The following is a 14600-nucleotide window of genomic DNA, read 5'->3' as shown; positions in this document are numbered from 1 at the left end:
GCCGTCACCGAATCTCGAGAATGGATTGAAGGGTCTCGCGCGCGACCTGGATGACGCGGCTCGACGCGGAATAGGCCTGTTGGAAACGCATCAGCGACACCGCCTCATCGTCCAGCGTGACGCCGGTCGCGCCGGTCAGGGCGGCATTGGCCCCGTCGCGGATCGCGGTCTGCGCATCCGCGATCGTCTGCCGCTGTTTGAGCGCGGAGGCGTTTTCGGTGATGATCTGGGTGACGCGGGTTTCGAACTGGCCGCTGTTGCGCGCCGATTCCAGCGCGGAAAGATTGTCGGTATTGCGCGGTCCCTGACCGACCCCTGCCGCCGCGATCTTCGAGGCATCGGTCAGCGCGACCGTCATCGATGCGGTGCCTGAGGTCAGGCTGAACATGGCCGTGCCGGTCGCGCCATCGGCATCCTGCCCCTGACGCTGGATCGCGTTGACCGTGTCGGTGAAATCCTTGGCGACCGCGTTGAAACTGTCGCGCATCGTCGCGATTCGCTCCGCCCCGTCGACCAGGCCGCCCAGCGTGCCCCCGGCCGGCACCACCTCGGTCGCCTTGCCCAGCGAAACGACCGTGAAGCTGATCCCCCCGCCGCTCTTCCGAGAATAGCTGACCGAACCGAGCGAATCGGGCGAGGCGAGGACCGGCCCGGCGCGATCGCCCATCCGCACCGTCGCCCGGCCCAGTTCGTCGGTGGTCACGCTGATGTCGGACAGGGCGCTCATCTGAGACAGCAACTGATCGCGCTGATCGGCAAGCTGGGCAGCGGCAGAGGTGCCCGCCTGGGTCCGGCTCAGGCCGTCATTGACCTTGGTGAGCGAGAGCGCGAGCGAAGACAGCCCACGCGCAGCATCGCGTGCCTGGCCGTCGAAATCGGCCTGCATCGAATCGAACGCCTTGTCGGTCGCGGTAAACGCGAAAGCCGCCGAATTGGCGGCTTCCAGCATCGTGGTACGCAGTGCGGACGAGGTCGGGTCCGCCGCCAGGGCGCGCGAGGCGGTAAAGAATGATGTCAGGCGACTGGAAACCTCGTCCCCGGTCATCACGTCCTGGATACGGCTGAGCCAGACTCCACCCGCTTCGGTCCGCTTCAGGTCGGAGGTCGCGGATCGCACCGTCGCCGAGGCATAGGCGTCGCTTGCGCGGACGATGCCGGTGACGGTCACGCCCGCCCCGCCCGACAATCTGTTGGCGGTCAATCCACCAGCGGACGCGACCTCGCTCAACCCGGCCGAACGACGCGAATAGCCGTCCGTGCCGGTGTTGGCGATATTCTCGCCAACCGCCGTCAACGCGGTCTGATACGCGCGGACGCCCGAAGCGCCGATGGAGAGCAGATCGCCCATGCGACTCGGACTACGTTATCCGTGGTTAAGATCGGGTTTCGATTTGGCGAGGAAGGTGGTTACCGCCTTGCCGATCCCCATCGGGGCATGGGCGGCCATGGTCTGTGCCACCTGCTGGTCCTGCATGTCGCGGAAGGTGTCGAGCGCCTTGGACTCGAACAAGGTGTCGCCCAGCTTGGTCTGGCGCATCGCCTTCAGCATCATGCCGTTGAAGATCGCCTCGAACTGGGTGCCCGCCTTGTCCAGATTGGCGCCATTGGCCAGCCGTTTGGTATCGGTGGAAACCGTCCCCGTAATGGGCGAGGTCGATGGGATGGATGACATGCTCTGGGTCACAGGACGATCAACTCCGCCTTGAGGGCACCGGCTTCCTTCAGCGCTTCAAGGATCGCGACCAGATCGGACGGGGCCGCGCCGATCGCGTTCACCGCCTTGACCACATCGGCCAGCTTGGGTCCGGGGTTCAGCAGGAACATCGGGCGACGTTCCTCCTCGACGGCGACGCCCGATTTCTGGGTCACCGCGGTCTGGCCGCCGCTCAGGGGACCGGGCTGGCTGACCCGCTGATTCTCGTCGATCTTGACGGTCAGCTTGCCGTGGGTGACGGCGGCGGGGCCGACGCGGACCGCCGAGTTGATGACGACGGTGCCGGTGCGCGCGTTGACGATCACCTTGGCGGGCGGTTCGGCCGAGGCGACGTTGAGATTCTCGATCTCCGACATCAGCGTGGCGCGGACATCGGCACCCATCGGCGCCCGCACCGCGACCGACACGGCGTCCATCGCCTGCGCGGTGCCCAGCCCCAAGCGCGCATTGATCGCCTGCGCGACATTCTGCGCGGTGGTGAAGTCGGCACGCGCCAGATTGAAGGTCAGCGCCGGCGCGGTGTCGAAACCGGTGGCGACCGCCCGCTCGACAGTCGCCCCCTCGGGGATACGGCCGGTCGAGGGGACGTTGACGACGATCTTCGATCCGTCGGCACCCTCCGCGCCCAGACCGCCGACCGCGAGATTGCCCTGCGCCATCGCATAGATCTGGCCATCGGCACCCTGGAGCGGGGTGAGGATCAGACTGCCACCGCGAAGCGACTTGGCCTTGCCCATCGAAGAGACGGTGATGTCCAGCTTCTGCCCCGGCTTGGCGAAGGGCGGCAGCTCGGCCGTGACCATCACCACCGCCGCATTCTTCATGCCCGGATTGGCGTTGGGCGGCAGTTGCAACCCGAAGCGCGAGACCACGGCCTTCAGCGACTGGACGGTATATTCCAGATTGTCGTCACCCGTGCCCGGCAGACCGACGACGACGCCGTAACCGGTCAGCTGGTTGGTGCGGATGCCCTGGAACCCGCCCAGGTCCTTGATCCGATCGGCCGAAGCCGGAACCGCGATGGACAGGGTGACAAGAAGCGCGAGGAGGAAGCGGAGGATCATGTGCTATTGCCTCAGAACGGGCTGACGGCCTGGAAGAAACGGCTGAGCCAGCCCTGGCGGCTGGCGCGGGCGACGTCGCCGCGCCCGGTATAGGCGATCTGCGCATCGGCGACGCGGGTCGAGGGGACGCGGTTGTCGATGCCGATGTCCGCGCTGCGCACCAGCCCCTTGATCTGGATGAACTCGTCACCCCGATTGAGCGTCACGCGCTTCTGCCCCTGGACCAGCATGGTGCCGTTGGGGAACACCTGCGCCACCGTCACGCTGATCTCGCCCGACAGCGAGTTGGACTGGTCGGCGGCCCCCGAGCCGTTGAAGTTGCGGCTACCGCTCATGCCGAGGTCGGTCGACTTGAGCAGCGATCCCAGCGGCCCTGTGGTGGGCGGGGTCAGGCCGAAATCGCCCTTGGAGCCGAGCTTGGAGCCCGCCGACTTGGACGCCGCCGTCCGTTCGACGAGCACGATGGTCAGCGGATCGCCGACCCGGCGCGCGCGCCAGCCTTCGTACAGCGCGGCATAGCCGTCCGACGTCTGGAAGATCGAGCCCGTGGGCTGGGCGGCGGGCTGGGCGGGATAGGCGTCGGGGCGGGTGGTGGTGAAATCCTCGGCCGGCTTCTTCTTGCCGAAGATGCTGGCCTGTGCCGGGGCCGGAGCCAGCGCCGCGACGACCATCGCGCCTGCGGCAGCGGCCAGCGCCAGCTCGATCCCATAGCCGAAGCGCGGAGGGGAAAGGCGGGTGTCCATCGTCACAGATTCTGGTTCGCGTACTGGAGCATCTCGTCGGTCGACTTGATCATCTTCGAGTTGACCTCATAGGCGCGCTGGGTCTCGATCATGTCGACCAGTTCCTCGACGACATTGACGTTCGAGCCTTCGAGCATGCCCTGGCGGATCTGGCCGCGTCCTTCGAGGCCCGCGACACCCATGTTCGCGACGCCCGACGCGGCGGTCTCGGTCAGGTAATTGTCGCCCTTGGACTGAAGCCCGGCGGGATTGGGGAAGCTGGCGATCTGGATCTGCCCGATCTCGGCGGGTGCGGTCTGGCCCGCCAGCGTCGCCGACACGGTGCCGTCGGTGCCGATGGTGATCTGGGTCGTCCCCTCGGGCACGGTGATGCCCGGCATCACCTGATACCCCTCGGACGTGACCAGCAGCCCCTCGGCCGAGCGCGAGAAATTGCCCGCGCGGGTATAGCCCAGCGTGCCCCCCGGCATCTGCACCTGGAAATAGCCCTCGCCGTCGAGCGCGAGGTCGAGGCTGTTGTTGGTGGTCTGCATCGCCCCCTGGGTGTTGATGCGCGCGGTGCCCTGGACGCGGACGCCGGTGCCCAGGTTCAAGCCGGTGGCATATCTGCTCTCGGTCGAACTCGCCGCGCCGGGCGCGGTGACGACCTGATAGGCCAGGGTCTCGAACGCGGCGCGGTCGCGCTTGAACCCGGTCGTGTTGACGTTGGCCAGGTTGTTCGAGATGACCCGCATGCGCATATCCTGGGCATCGAGCCCGGTGCGCGCGACGTGCATGGCGGCGGAAGACATGACTTTCTAATCCTCAGCTCGGCAGCCGCATCAGCGATGCGCTGTTCTCGTCCATCGACTTGGCCTCTTTCATGAGGTTGGCCTGCACCTCGTAACTGCGCTGGTTCTCGATCATGTCGACCAGCGTCTGCGTCATGTTGACGTTGGAACCTTCCAGCGCGCCCGCCTGGACGGTGGCGTCCATGTCCTGCGGCAGGGCTCCCCCACCCTTGACCCGCAAGAGGTTGTCGAGGCCCTTGACCGTGGTCGACCCGCGCGTGTCGGCCAGCTTGATCCGGTCGATCACCTGCGGCTGCGTATCGGGGCCCGAGCCCAGCGGCACGATCGACACGGTGCCGTCAGGTGCCACGGTCAGCGAATTGTACGGCGGCACCGTGACCGGCCCGGTCTGGCCGATCACCGGATAACCGTCGCCCGTCTGGAGCACGCCGGAGGCCGTGACCTCCAGGTCGCCGCGCCGCGTATAGGCTTCCGACCCATCGGGGGCCTGCACCGCCAGCCAGGCGGTGCCGGTGGCGATCGCCACGTCCAGCGGATTGCCGGTCTGCTGCACCGTGCCCGGCGCGCGGTCGGCATCGGTCACTTCCTCGGCGGTGGGCATCCGCGCCTCGAACGCCGCGCCGCCGCCCTTCAGGTCGATGCGGTCGAACACGACGCGATCGGAGCGGAAACCGATCGTCGAGGCGTTGGCCATGTTGTTGGCGATCGCCGTCTGCGCCGCCATGTGCGCACGCAGACCGGTGGCCGCCGTATAGACCAGCTTGTCCATCGCTCTTTCCTGTCAGCCCCCGTGTCGCGCGCTTAGCTGCGGATGTTGAAGATGGTCTGCGAGATCTGGCTGGCGGTATCGAGCGCCTTGGCATTCGCCTGGAAATTGCGCTGCGCCGCGATCAGGTCGACCAGTTCCTCGGTGATGTCGACGTTCGATCCTTCGATGGTGCTCGACTTGATCGCGCCGTACGTGCCCTCGGCCGGCGAACCGATCGAGGGATTGCCCGACAGGCCGGTCGCCTGCCAATAGCTGTCGCCCGCCTGGCGCAGGCCCGGCATGTTGACGAAATCGGCCAGCGCGACCTTGCCCAGCTTGGCGGTCTCGCCGTTCGAGAAGGACGCGACGACCAGCCCGTCCTCGCCCACCGACACACCGGTCAGCGTGCCGATCGCCTTGCCGTCCTGCGAACGCGAGGCGACCGAGAAGACCGATCCCGCCTGCGACGTACCGGTATAGTCGACCGACAGCGGCTGCGACTTGGTCGAGTTGCGCGAGGTGAAATTGTCGAACGTGATCGGCTGGGTCGGCGCGGTCATGTTGCCGTTCTTGTCGAAGGTCAGCTCGGACGGAGCGGTGGAACCGACTACCTTCATCTGCTCGTCGTCGACGAAGCTATAGACCAGCCAGGTGCTGCTGCCGTCGGCAGGCTGGACCGCATTGCCATTGGCATCGACCGGCAGCGGCTTGCGGACATAATAGTTGGTCAGCGTCATGGCATTGCCCGACGGGTCGTAGATCTTGGTCTGGGTGGTGTTGTTGTAGGTGGCCATGTTGGACCGGTTGAACGCGATGGTGGGCGCGGTCGCCGATGCGGACAGGTTGAGGTCCATCGTCACCTTCGAGGTGGCGATGGGCTGGCCGCTGGTGGCGGGCAGCTGCAGCGACGCCAGGCCGTCGACGCCGGTGGCGGTGACGTTGCCGTCGGCATCGACCGGCAGGATCTGCAAGCGGGCACCGCTCGAATCGGTCACGTAATTCTGCTGATCGACCTGGAACGCCCCATTGCGGGTATATTGCAGCGGCCCCCTGCCCGGGGTCTGCACCGCGAAGAAGCCGTCACCCGAGATGGCGAGGTCCAGCGCGTTGGACGAGCTCTTGTAATTGCCCTCCTTGAACTCCTGGCGGTTCGCCTTGACCACCGTGCCCGATCCGACCTGCTTGGTCGGGTCGGTCGCGAAGTTCGACGCCATCACGTCGGCAAACTGGGCATGGCTCTTCTTGAAGCCATCGGTTCCGACATTGGCGATGTTGTGCGAGATCACGGACAGGTCGGTCTGCGAAGCCTGGAGACCGCTCAGCGAGGTGTAGAAGGACATGGGCGGGATACCTTAGGTAGGAATGGGATGGGGCGGGCTCAGCCGACCGAGCGGACGGCGGCGAGATTGATCTGGCCGAGGCCCGCGACGGTCAGGACGGGGTCGCCGCTGGTGGGCATCGACACCGACTGGACGGGCGCCCAGACCAGCGTGCGGCCCGACACGGCAGAGACGCCGTCATTGGCGTTGAGCGTCACGGTGAAGGGGCCGGTGCCCGCGTCCTCGCCATTGTCGGTCTTGCCGTTCCAGTCGAAGCTGGCGGTGCCCGCCTTCTGCGCACCGAGCGACAGCGTCTTGATCGGGTTGCCCTCCGCGTCGCCGATCGTGACCGAGACGTTCGCCGCCGCCTGATCCAGTTCGACCGCGCCGGCGAGGCCGCCGCTGGTCCGGCCATAGGCGACCGATCCCGGCGTCAGCACCGTCTTGCCGACATAGCTCATCGCGTCGGCCTTGGTCGTGCCGTTCATCTTGGCGGCCATCGCCGACAGGGTGGTGTTCATCTCGGAGATGCCCGCCACGCTGGAGAATTGCGCCATCTGGGCAACCATCTGGGTATTGTCCATCGGCGAGAAGGGGTCCTGGTTCTTCAGCTGCGCGGTCAGCAGCTTGAGGAAGGCGGACTGGTCCAGCGTGTCGGACTTCTTGGCGGCCGTGCTGGTGGAGGACGCGCCACTGGCGGTGCCGGAGCGACGCACGCCGAGCGCGTCGAGCGTCGAGTCCATGGAGGTGGAGGTGGTCATGATCAGCGGCCCAGCTTGAGGGTGTCGAGGATCAGCGACTTGGCCGTCTGCATCACTTCGACATTGTTCTGATAGGTGCGCGCCGTCTCCATCATGTCGACCAGCTCGCGGGTCTCGTCGACGGCGGCCTCGTAGATATTGCCGTCCTTGTCGGCCAAGGGGTTGTTCGGGTCGTGGCGCTTGGTGGGGTCCTCGCCCGCCGTGACGATCCTCTCGACATCCACTGTCGACAGGCCGGTCGCCGCGTCGAAGCTGGTGCGGAAGACCGGCTTCATCGTGCGGTACGCGGTGTCGGCCGATCCGGTGACGTCGCCCGCATTGGCCAGGTTCGACGCGGTGGTGTTCATCCGCACCAGCTGCGCCGACATGGCGCGCCCGGCGACCTGGAAGATGGAAAGGGGTGCGTTCGCCATGGATTACTCGCCCTTCAGCGCGCGGGTGATGGTGGCGATGCGACCGTTCAGGAACGACAGGGTCGTCTGATACTGGACCGCATTTTCGGCAAAGGCGGTCTGCTCCTGGTTCAGCTCGACCGTATTGCCGTCGAGCGAGGTCTGGATCGGCACGCGATACTTCATCGCGGCACCGATGCCCCTGCCCTGCTCCTGCCCCTGTTCTCCCTCGACCGCGGCGAGCGCGGCCTTAAAATCGATGTCGCGTGCCTTGAAGCCGGGCGTGGAGGCATTGGCGATGTTGGACGCCAGCACGCCCATGCGCTGCGCCCGCACCTCCAGCGCTGCTCCATGCACGCCGAACAGTGTTTCATTGGCCATCGTCGATCCTCCTTTCCGGCGCAAACAATCACGCCAGCGGGGATACGCAACCTCCATGCCAATTCCCCCGCCACGAAGGAGACCGCCCCCGGCGGCAGCGAACGGCAGGCGGCATCCGGCAATGGCTTGCCGCTTGCTTGCCGGGCGGCGGCAAAGGGCGGCAAGCCGTCCGGCGATTCCCGCAGAATTTCGCGTGTCGGGACGATGCTGGGCAAATTGGCCCGCCCCTTGCACAGCATGGGCGCATGAACGGATTGCCACCCCTCTCGCAGTTCCTCGACCCCGCCGCGCTGGCCATCGTGCTGGGCGGTACGTTGCTCGCGACGCTGTTGCGCACGCCATGGCGCGATGCGCGACGTGGCGTGCGGGCATTGGGGGTGCTGTTCCGCGCGCCCTATTCCGCCGATCCGCTGCTGGAACAGCTGACCCATCTTTCCCGCATCGCGCAGCGCCACGGCGTGGTGACGCTCGACCGCTCGGTGATCACCGATCCCGATCTGGCCGAGTCGATCGGTGCGATCGTCGATGGCGAACGGCCCGACACCGTCCTGGCGCGCACGCGACAGGCGCGGCTGGCGCGGGTAGAGCGGCATCTGGCGGTGGCGGAGATGTGGGCGGGCGCGGCGGAAGCGGCCCCGGCCATGGGCATGGTTGGCACGCTGATCGGCTTGGCCGCGATGTTCGCGACGATGAACGATCCGCAGCAGATCGGCGGCGCGATGGCAATCGCCCTACTCGCCACCCTTTATGGCGCGCTATTCGCCAATCTGGTGGCCCAGCCCATCGCCGCGCGCCTTCGCCGTGCGGCCCGGATCGAGGCGTTCGAGCGGGCGCGGATCGAGGTGCCCCTCGCCGCGCTGGCCGCGCGCGAGGCGCCGGTCGTGGCGGTCCGCGCGCCGACGCCGCCGCGTCGTCCGCTGGCGACCGTCGCATGACCGAGTTCGACTTTCCCACCCCGCCGCCGTCGCGACCGCTCTGGCTGATCACGCTGGCCGATCTGGCCTTGTTGCTGGTCGGCTTTCTGGTGCTGGTCCAGGCCATGGGGTCGGAGCGGCGGCCCGCGCTGCTCGATTCGCTGCGCGCCGAATTCGGAACCGGCGCTCCCCTCGCCAAAGCCGTCGCTCCCATGCCGGCTCCGTCGCCGGTCATGCCGGTCGCCGCCGCCGCGTTGACCTTCGCGATCGGATCGGCACAGCCGCTCGATCCCGATCCCGCCCTGGCGGAATGGGCGCGCGAGGCGCTGGCCGATCCGCGCGTCCGGCTGTCGATCGTCGCGGCGACCGATGGCAGCGCCGCCGATGTCGATTCGGTGACGCACAGCCCGGTCGTTCTCGCCGCGGATCGCGCGCGCGCCGCCGCCGCGCTGATCGGGCCGGCCGCCGCCAACCGCCTCACCCTGTCCACCGCCACGGCCCCCGGCCGACGAAGCGCGGTGGTCACCCTCGTCTTCTCCGGTGAATCCCAAAGGAAGTCCCGATGATCCTGTCCCTGTTGCTGGCCGGTGCCGCCGGTTTTCAGGATGTCGCCGCGCTCGACGCGGCGGTCACCGCCTTTACCGGCCGTCCGGTCGGGGTAGAGGGCGGGCCCCGATCCCCGATCGATGCGCGGTTGAAACTCGCGCAATGCCCGACCGTCTCGCTATCCTGGCGGACCGAGGCGCATGACGCGGTGGTCGTCGCCTGTTCGACTCCGCAATGGCGCATCTTCGTACCGGTGCTGGCACCCCCGCGCGCGGTGGCCGCCATCGCCGCCGCGCCCGCCGTCGCGGTGCGGCAGGAGCCGGTCATCCGGCGCGGCGATCCGGTGACGGTGGAGGCGGGATCGGACGGATTTTCGATCACCCGCGACGGAATCGCCATGGCGGACGCCGTGCCGGGCGCGCATTTCCCCGTGCGGATCGACGCAAGCCGCCAACCAATTCAGGCGGTTGCCCTGTCCAGCGGTCGTGCCACCCTGCCCGGCTGGACCGAATAACCGCATTGCTACGGGGTTGGGCCGAATTTCTTTCTAAAGAATTTCATCAAACGGCCGTTTCCATGGATGTCAGCGGGACCGATAGGTGCGGGCATGGTGGAAATAACAACTTCAAGGCTGAATGCCGGAGACACGAGGGTCGCGCGGATCGCGACGACCCGCGCGTCGGCGACACCCGAGGCAGCCTCTGCCCCGGCCAAGCTCGACACCGGCGATTCGAGCGTACTGAGCGGCCTGTCCGCCTCACTCGCCTCGCAGCCCCCGGTCAACTCAGAGCGCGTCGCCCAGATCAAGAAGGCGATCGCGGACGGTCACTTTCCGATCCTGCCGGCGACCATCGCCGACCAGATGATCGCCCTGAAGCTGAGCTGGAACAAAAATGACGCGGCGTGACGCCCTGATTCGGGTCATCGAGGCCCTTCATCGTGAAATCGCGGCTCTGAAGGTCAATGACGTCGCGGGTCTGGAACGCGCGACGTCCGACAAACTGGCTGCGATCGAAGAGGTCGCCGCACTGGGCACCGGCCCGGCGGGCCCCGAACTGCGCGAGCTGGCCGATGAAGCCAATCGCCTGAACGAGACCTGCCGCATCTATGTGAACCTGATGGCGGCCAATGTCCGTCGCCGGTTGCAGACCCTGACCGGCGAGTCCGGCGCGGGCTATCGCCCGCTGATGCGCGCCTTCGCCTGATTGCCGTCTGCCGGCGGCAATCGCTTGCCGCTTTGCCGGACCTATGCTTGCCGTGGCGACGCCGCCCACCGCCCCTGATGTTTCCACCGCATCGATGATGTGACGCAAAGCCCGGTTTTCCGGGCTTTTTCTATGCCCGAACCCCGTATCGGGCAGCGCCGGCCAAGCGCCGATCGGGATTGGCACGTCCCTTGCTAGTTATGGCCCGAACCAGGGCTTTAACCAGATAGCATGACCGTCCAACCCGTTTCCCACGCCAGAATTCAATCGGCCATCGCGCTGGCGTCCAGCCGCACGGGGGTCGATTTCGGCTATCTGCTGGGTCAGGCCAAGCTGGAGTCCGGGCTGAACGCCAATGCGCGTGCGGGCACCTCCTCGGCGTCCGGCCTGTACCAGTTCGTCGAGCAGAGCTGGCTTGCCGTGCTCAAGAAGCATGGCGCCGAACATGGTCTGGGCTGGGCGGCGGATTCGATCGGCCAGTCGGGCGGACGCTATTATGTGTCGGGCAATGCGCGCACGGCGATCATGGGGCTGCGCAACGATCCCACCGCCGCCTCGCTGATGGCGGCCGAACATGCCTCGGACAACAAGGCCGCGCTGGAGTCGACGCTGGGCCGCGAGGCAAACGGCACCGACCTGTACATGGCGCATTTCCTGGGGCTGGGCGGCGCCACCAAGTTTCTGGGCACGATGGCCGCCAACCCGCAGGCCAGCGGCGCGGCGCTATTCCCCGCCGCTGCCCGCGCCAACCGCTCGGTCTTCTACGCCGCGAACGGTCAGCCCCGCTCGCTTTCCGACATTTACGACCGTTTCGCCAACAAGCTGGCCGGGACCAGCGCCGACAGCGACGAGACGCGCGCCGCCAATCTCCAGTTCGCGGCGCAGGCGCTCGCGCTGAAGGCAATGGGCGACGACGCGACCGTGGTCACCGGCAACAATGAAAGCGCCGCCGATGCCATCGCCTGGGCGAACAGCACGATGAACCAGCTCGGGATGCGTGGTGCCGCCACCACCGGCGACAGCGTACTGCGCCCCAAACCCGATCATGCGCGCCTGGCGTATATGATGCTGGCGAGCATGGGAGGCTGATAGATGGGCAAGTTCCTCTCCAGCGGCCGCACCATGGCCCTGCCCGCAGCGATCCTGTTGCTCGTCCTCGTGATGGTCGTGCCGATCCCGCCGGCGCTGCTCGACATCTTCTTCGTGGCGAACATCGCAATCAGCCTGGCCGTGCTGATGGTCGCGCTGAACGCCGAAAAGCCGCTCGACTTCTCGGCCTTTCCGACCGTCCTGCTCTTCGCGACGCTGTTCCGTCTGGGCCTGAACGTCGCCTCGACCCGCATCGTGCTGGTGCACGGCCATGAGGGCGAGAGCGCGGCAGGTCACGTCATCGAGGCGTTCGGCACCTTCCTGATCGGCGGCGACTATGTCGTGGGTCTCTTCGTCTTCGCGATCCTGATGATCATCAACCTGATCGTCGTGACGAAGGGCGCGGGCCGTGTGTCGGAAGTGTCGGCGCGCTTCACTCTCGACGCGCTGCCCGGCAAGCAGATGGCGATCGACGCCGACCTGAACGCCGGCCTCATCACCCCGGACCAGGCCAAGGCCCGCCGTCTGGAAGTGTCGACCGAGGCCGATTTCTACGGCTCGATGGACGGTTCGTCCAAGTTCGTGAAGGGCGACGCGGTCGCCGCGATGCTGATCCTGGCGGCCAATGTGATCGGCGGCCTGATCCTGGGCCCGGTCAGCCATGGCATGGGCGTCGGCGACGCCGCCAAGACCTATATCCTGCTCGCCATCGGCGACGCGCTGGTCGCGCAGCTGCCCTCGCTGATGCTGTCGATCGCCGCCGCCGCCATCGTGACGCGCGTCTCGTCCGACAAGGATCTGGCCGGCCAGATCGGCTCGCAGTTCGGTGCGTCCAAGACATGGCTGCCGGTCGCGGTGATCCTGGGCCTGCTGGGCGTGCTGCCCGGCATGCCGCACCTCATCCTGCTGCCCGCCGCCGCCATCGCCGGCTTCACCGCATGGAAGCTGCGCCAGATCGAGAAGCGCCCGGTCGTCACCGCGCCCGCCCCCGTGGCCGAGCCGGTCGACCCGTCGCGCATCGCCTGGGAAGACGTGACCGACGGGATGCAGGTGCATATCGACATCGGTTACGGCCTGGTCCCGCTGGTCGACGAGCGTCGCGGTGCCCCGTTGATGGCGCGCATCACCGGCGTCCGGCGCCAGCTGTCCAAGGATCTGGGCTTCGTCGTGCCGCAGGCGCGGGTCCGCGACGACATCAGCCTTGCGCCCTATAGCTATCGCATCCTCATCAACGGCGTGGTCGCCGCCGAGGACCAGGTGTCGCCCGACGAGATGCTGGCGCTCGACACCGGCCAGGCGTTCGGCACGCTGAACGGCAAGCCGGTCAAGGACCCGACCTTCGGCCTGCCCGCCACCTGGATCATGAAGGGCGACGCCGATGCCGCCACCGGCATGGGTTATCTCGTGGTCGATCCGGGCACGGTGATGGCGACGCATCTCAACCATGTCCTGGGCTCCAACGCGTCCGAACTGCTCGGCCCCGACGAGGTGCAGGCGCTGCTCGACGGGCTGAAGGAGCGCGCGGCGCAACTGGCCGCCTCGCTCTGCCCGACGCCGCTGCCGCTGACCACGCTGACCCAGGTACTGAAGGGCCTGCTGGCGGAGAATATCTCGCTCAAGGAATTCCGTCGGATCGCCAGCGCGGTCGCGGTCGCCGCGCAGCGGACGGTCGATGCCGAAGAGATTATCGAGATGATCCGTCCCAGCCTGGGCGCGCTGATCATCCAGAAGCTGTGCGGCGTTCGCGAGCCGTTGCGCGTCATGACCCTGGACGGACAGCTCGAAGGGCTGCTGGGCCAGGCGATGCGCGCCGACGTATCGCGACGCCATGTCATCGAGCCCGATCTGGGCCAGCGCATCACCACCGCGCTGACCCAGGCCGCCCAACCGCTGATCGCCGAGGCCAAGCCCTTTGCCCTCGTCGTCCAGCCCGGCGTGCGTCTGGCCATGCGCAAGCTGCTCCGCACCTGCCTGCCCGACGTGCCCGTCCTCTCCTTCTTCGAAGTACCGGAAGACAAGCCGGTCGAAGTCGTCGCCGTCATCGGCGCCCCCCATCACTCCCAGCAACAGGCGATTGCTGCATGACCTCGCACCCTCTCAGCGGCGCTTTCATGAATGCCCAGCCGGTCAACCCGGTCAGCTTCGACCCCGCGCTCGTCAATCCGACGCTGGCGGACCAGCCCCTTACCTATCGCCCCGCCGCGCGCGGGATCGGCCGCGACACCAGCGCGCTGATCCGCCAGCACCTGCCGCTGGTCCGACGCATCGCGTGGCATGTCCACGGATCGATGTCGAACCTGGTCGAGATCGAGGATCTGGTTCAGGTCGGGCTGGTCGCGCTGGTCGAGGCCACCACCTCGTTCGAGGAGCGCGGCGTCGAGTTCGTCCATTATCTGCGGGCGCGGCTGCGCGGCGCGATGATCGACGAACTGCGGCGCCAGGCCACCACGACGCGCGGCGCGATGCGCCGCCGCCGCGACTATGCCAAGGCGGTCGCCGCGCTGGCCCAGTCGACCGGCCAGGTTCCGACCGACGAGGCGGTGGCGCAGAAGCTGGGCGTGCCGGTCGACCGTCTCCGCACCGAATACAAGACGGCCGAAGCGGTGCGGATGGAGGCGATCGACGATGTCTATTCGGACGATCTGCCCTGGTTCGCCGACGACACCCCCGATGCCTTTGAGCAACTGGCCGAAAGCGACCTTCGCGAGGCGTTGATCGCCGCCATCTCCGCCCTGCCCGAGCGCGAGGCGATGGTGATCCAGCTTTATTATGTCGAGGAACTCAACCTCGAGGAAATCGGCCAGGTGCTGAACGTCGGCGCCGCGCGCGTCTGCCAGATCAAGAGCGCTGCGCATGCCAAGCTGAAAAAGGCGCTCGCCGAACAGGCGTGACGCCGGGCGCGGCGGGGCTCGCCACCCCGCACGCGCCATGAT

18 protein-coding genes are annotated in these 14600 nt (G+C 67.3%); 8 read left to right on the top strand and 10 right to left on the bottom strand.

All coding sequences use genetic code 11. The features are described 5' to 3' along the window. Window positions 1–4 precede the first annotated feature (4 nt). The 10 genes from flgK to flgB all read right to left on the bottom strand — a co-directional run bounded on the left by flgK (window position 5) and on the right by flgB (window position 7913). Entirely contained in the window at window positions 5–1348 is a 1344-nt protein-coding gene (gene flgK / locus ACWPWT_RS05385) for a flagellar hook-associated protein FlgK (RefSeq protein WP_261268575.1), read from the bottom strand. A gap of 15 nt (window positions 1349–1363) precedes the next feature. Further along, window positions 1364–1672, bottom strand: coding sequence for a rod-binding protein (locus ACWPWT_RS05380; RefSeq protein ID WP_454278849.1), 309 nt, complete (start codon window positions 1670–1672; stop codon window positions 1364–1366). 8 nt (window positions 1673–1680) lie between these two features. After that, the gene (locus ACWPWT_RS05375; protein ID WP_454278848.1) at window positions 1681–2778 is read right to left on the bottom strand and encodes a flagellar basal body P-ring protein FlgI; all 1098 of its coding nucleotides are present in this window, start codon (window positions 2776–2778) and stop codon (window positions 1681–1683) included. An 11-nt stretch (window positions 2779–2789) separates the two neighbouring features. Then, window positions 2790–3449 (bottom strand): flagellar basal body L-ring protein FlgH, encoded by a 660-nt coding sequence (locus ACWPWT_RS05370; RefSeq protein WP_454279888.1) that lies wholly within the window; start codon window positions 3447–3449, stop codon window positions 2790–2792. A 74-nt stretch (window positions 3450–3523) separates the two neighbouring features. Then, a complete protein-coding gene (gene flgG, locus ACWPWT_RS05365) occupies window positions 3524–4312 on the bottom strand; it encodes a flagellar basal-body rod protein FlgG (RefSeq protein WP_261268572.1) in 789 nt (262 codons plus the stop codon). Between the two features lie 13 nt (window positions 4313–4325). Beyond that, window positions 4326–5081 carry a flagellar basal body rod protein FlgF gene (locus ACWPWT_RS05360; protein WP_454278847.1) on the bottom strand — a complete coding sequence of 252 codons (756 nt, stop codon included), beginning with the start codon at window positions 5079–5081 and terminating at the stop codon, window positions 4326–4328. 32 nt (window positions 5082–5113) lie between these two features. After that, window positions 5114–6400: a flagellar hook protein FlgE gene (locus tag ACWPWT_RS05355; RefSeq protein WP_454278846.1), complete on the bottom strand. Its 1287-nt coding sequence runs from the start codon at window positions 6398–6400 to the stop codon at window positions 5114–5116. Window positions 6401–6438: 38 nt separating this feature from the next. Further along, complete coding sequence (locus ACWPWT_RS05350; protein WP_454278845.1) at window positions 6439–7140, bottom strand: flagellar hook assembly protein FlgD; 702 nt, start codon at window positions 7138–7140, stop codon at window positions 6439–6441. A gap of 2 nt (window positions 7141–7142) precedes the next feature. Then, window positions 7143–7553 (bottom strand): flagellar basal body rod protein FlgC, encoded by a 411-nt coding sequence (gene flgC / locus ACWPWT_RS05345; protein ID WP_261268568.1) that lies wholly within the window; start codon window positions 7551–7553, stop codon window positions 7143–7145. Window positions 7554–7556: 3 nt separating this feature from the next. Beyond that, window positions 7557–7913 (bottom strand): flagellar basal body rod protein FlgB, encoded by a 357-nt coding sequence (gene flgB / locus ACWPWT_RS05340; RefSeq protein WP_261268567.1) that lies wholly within the window; start codon window positions 7911–7913, stop codon window positions 7557–7559. 245 nt (window positions 7914–8158) lie between these two features. Here flgB and ACWPWT_RS05335 point away from each other — a divergent pair, with 245 nt between their 5' ends. From ACWPWT_RS05335 to ACWPWT_RS05300, 8 genes are all read left to right on the top strand, one after another. Next, window positions 8159–8848: a MotA/TolQ/ExbB proton channel family protein gene (locus tag ACWPWT_RS05335; RefSeq protein ID WP_261268566.1), complete on the top strand. Its 690-nt coding sequence runs from the start codon at window positions 8159–8161 to the stop codon at window positions 8846–8848. Next, a complete protein-coding gene (locus ACWPWT_RS05330) occupies window positions 8845–9393 on the top strand; it encodes a hypothetical protein (RefSeq protein WP_454278844.1) in 549 nt (182 codons plus the stop codon). Before ACWPWT_RS05335 ends, ACWPWT_RS05330 begins: the two co-directional genes overlap by 4 nt. After that, a complete protein-coding gene (locus ACWPWT_RS05325) occupies window positions 9390–9887 on the top strand; it encodes a flagella basal body P-ring formation protein FlgA (RefSeq protein WP_454278843.1) in 498 nt (165 codons plus the stop codon). The genes ACWPWT_RS05330 and ACWPWT_RS05325 overlap by 4 nt, the downstream gene beginning before the upstream one ends. 93 nt (window positions 9888–9980) lie before the next feature. Next, window positions 9981–10280, top strand: a complete 300-nt coding sequence (gene flgM / locus ACWPWT_RS05320) for a flagellar biosynthesis anti-sigma factor FlgM (protein WP_454278842.1) — start codon at window positions 9981–9983, stop codon at window positions 10278–10280. Next, window positions 10267–10578 (top strand): flagellar protein FlgN, encoded by a 312-nt coding sequence (locus tag ACWPWT_RS05315; RefSeq protein WP_261268562.1) that lies wholly within the window; start codon window positions 10267–10269, stop codon window positions 10576–10578. The genes flgM and ACWPWT_RS05315 overlap by 14 nt, the downstream gene beginning before the upstream one ends. Window positions 10579–10809: 231 nt before the next feature. Continuing rightward, window positions 10810–11667, top strand: a complete 858-nt coding sequence (locus tag ACWPWT_RS05310; protein WP_261268561.1) for a lytic transglycosylase domain-containing protein — start codon at window positions 10810–10812, stop codon at window positions 11665–11667. Window positions 11668–11670: 3 nt separating this feature from the next. Next, window positions 11671–13752, top strand: coding sequence for a flagellar biosynthesis protein FlhA (gene flhA / locus ACWPWT_RS05305; protein WP_454278841.1), 2082 nt, complete (start codon window positions 11671–11673; stop codon window positions 13750–13752). Continuing rightward, entirely contained in the window at window positions 13749–14558 is an 810-nt protein-coding gene (locus tag ACWPWT_RS05300) for a sigma-70 family RNA polymerase sigma factor (protein ID WP_454278840.1), read from the top strand. Before flhA ends, ACWPWT_RS05300 begins: the two co-directional genes overlap by 4 nt. Window positions 14559–14600: the final 42 nt, after the last annotated feature.

Source organism: Sphingomonas sp. Marseille-Q8236 (genome assembly GCF_965112005.1).
Note: the sequence above shows the minus strand (reverse complement) of the source record. Positions and strands in the feature narration are given on the sequence as shown.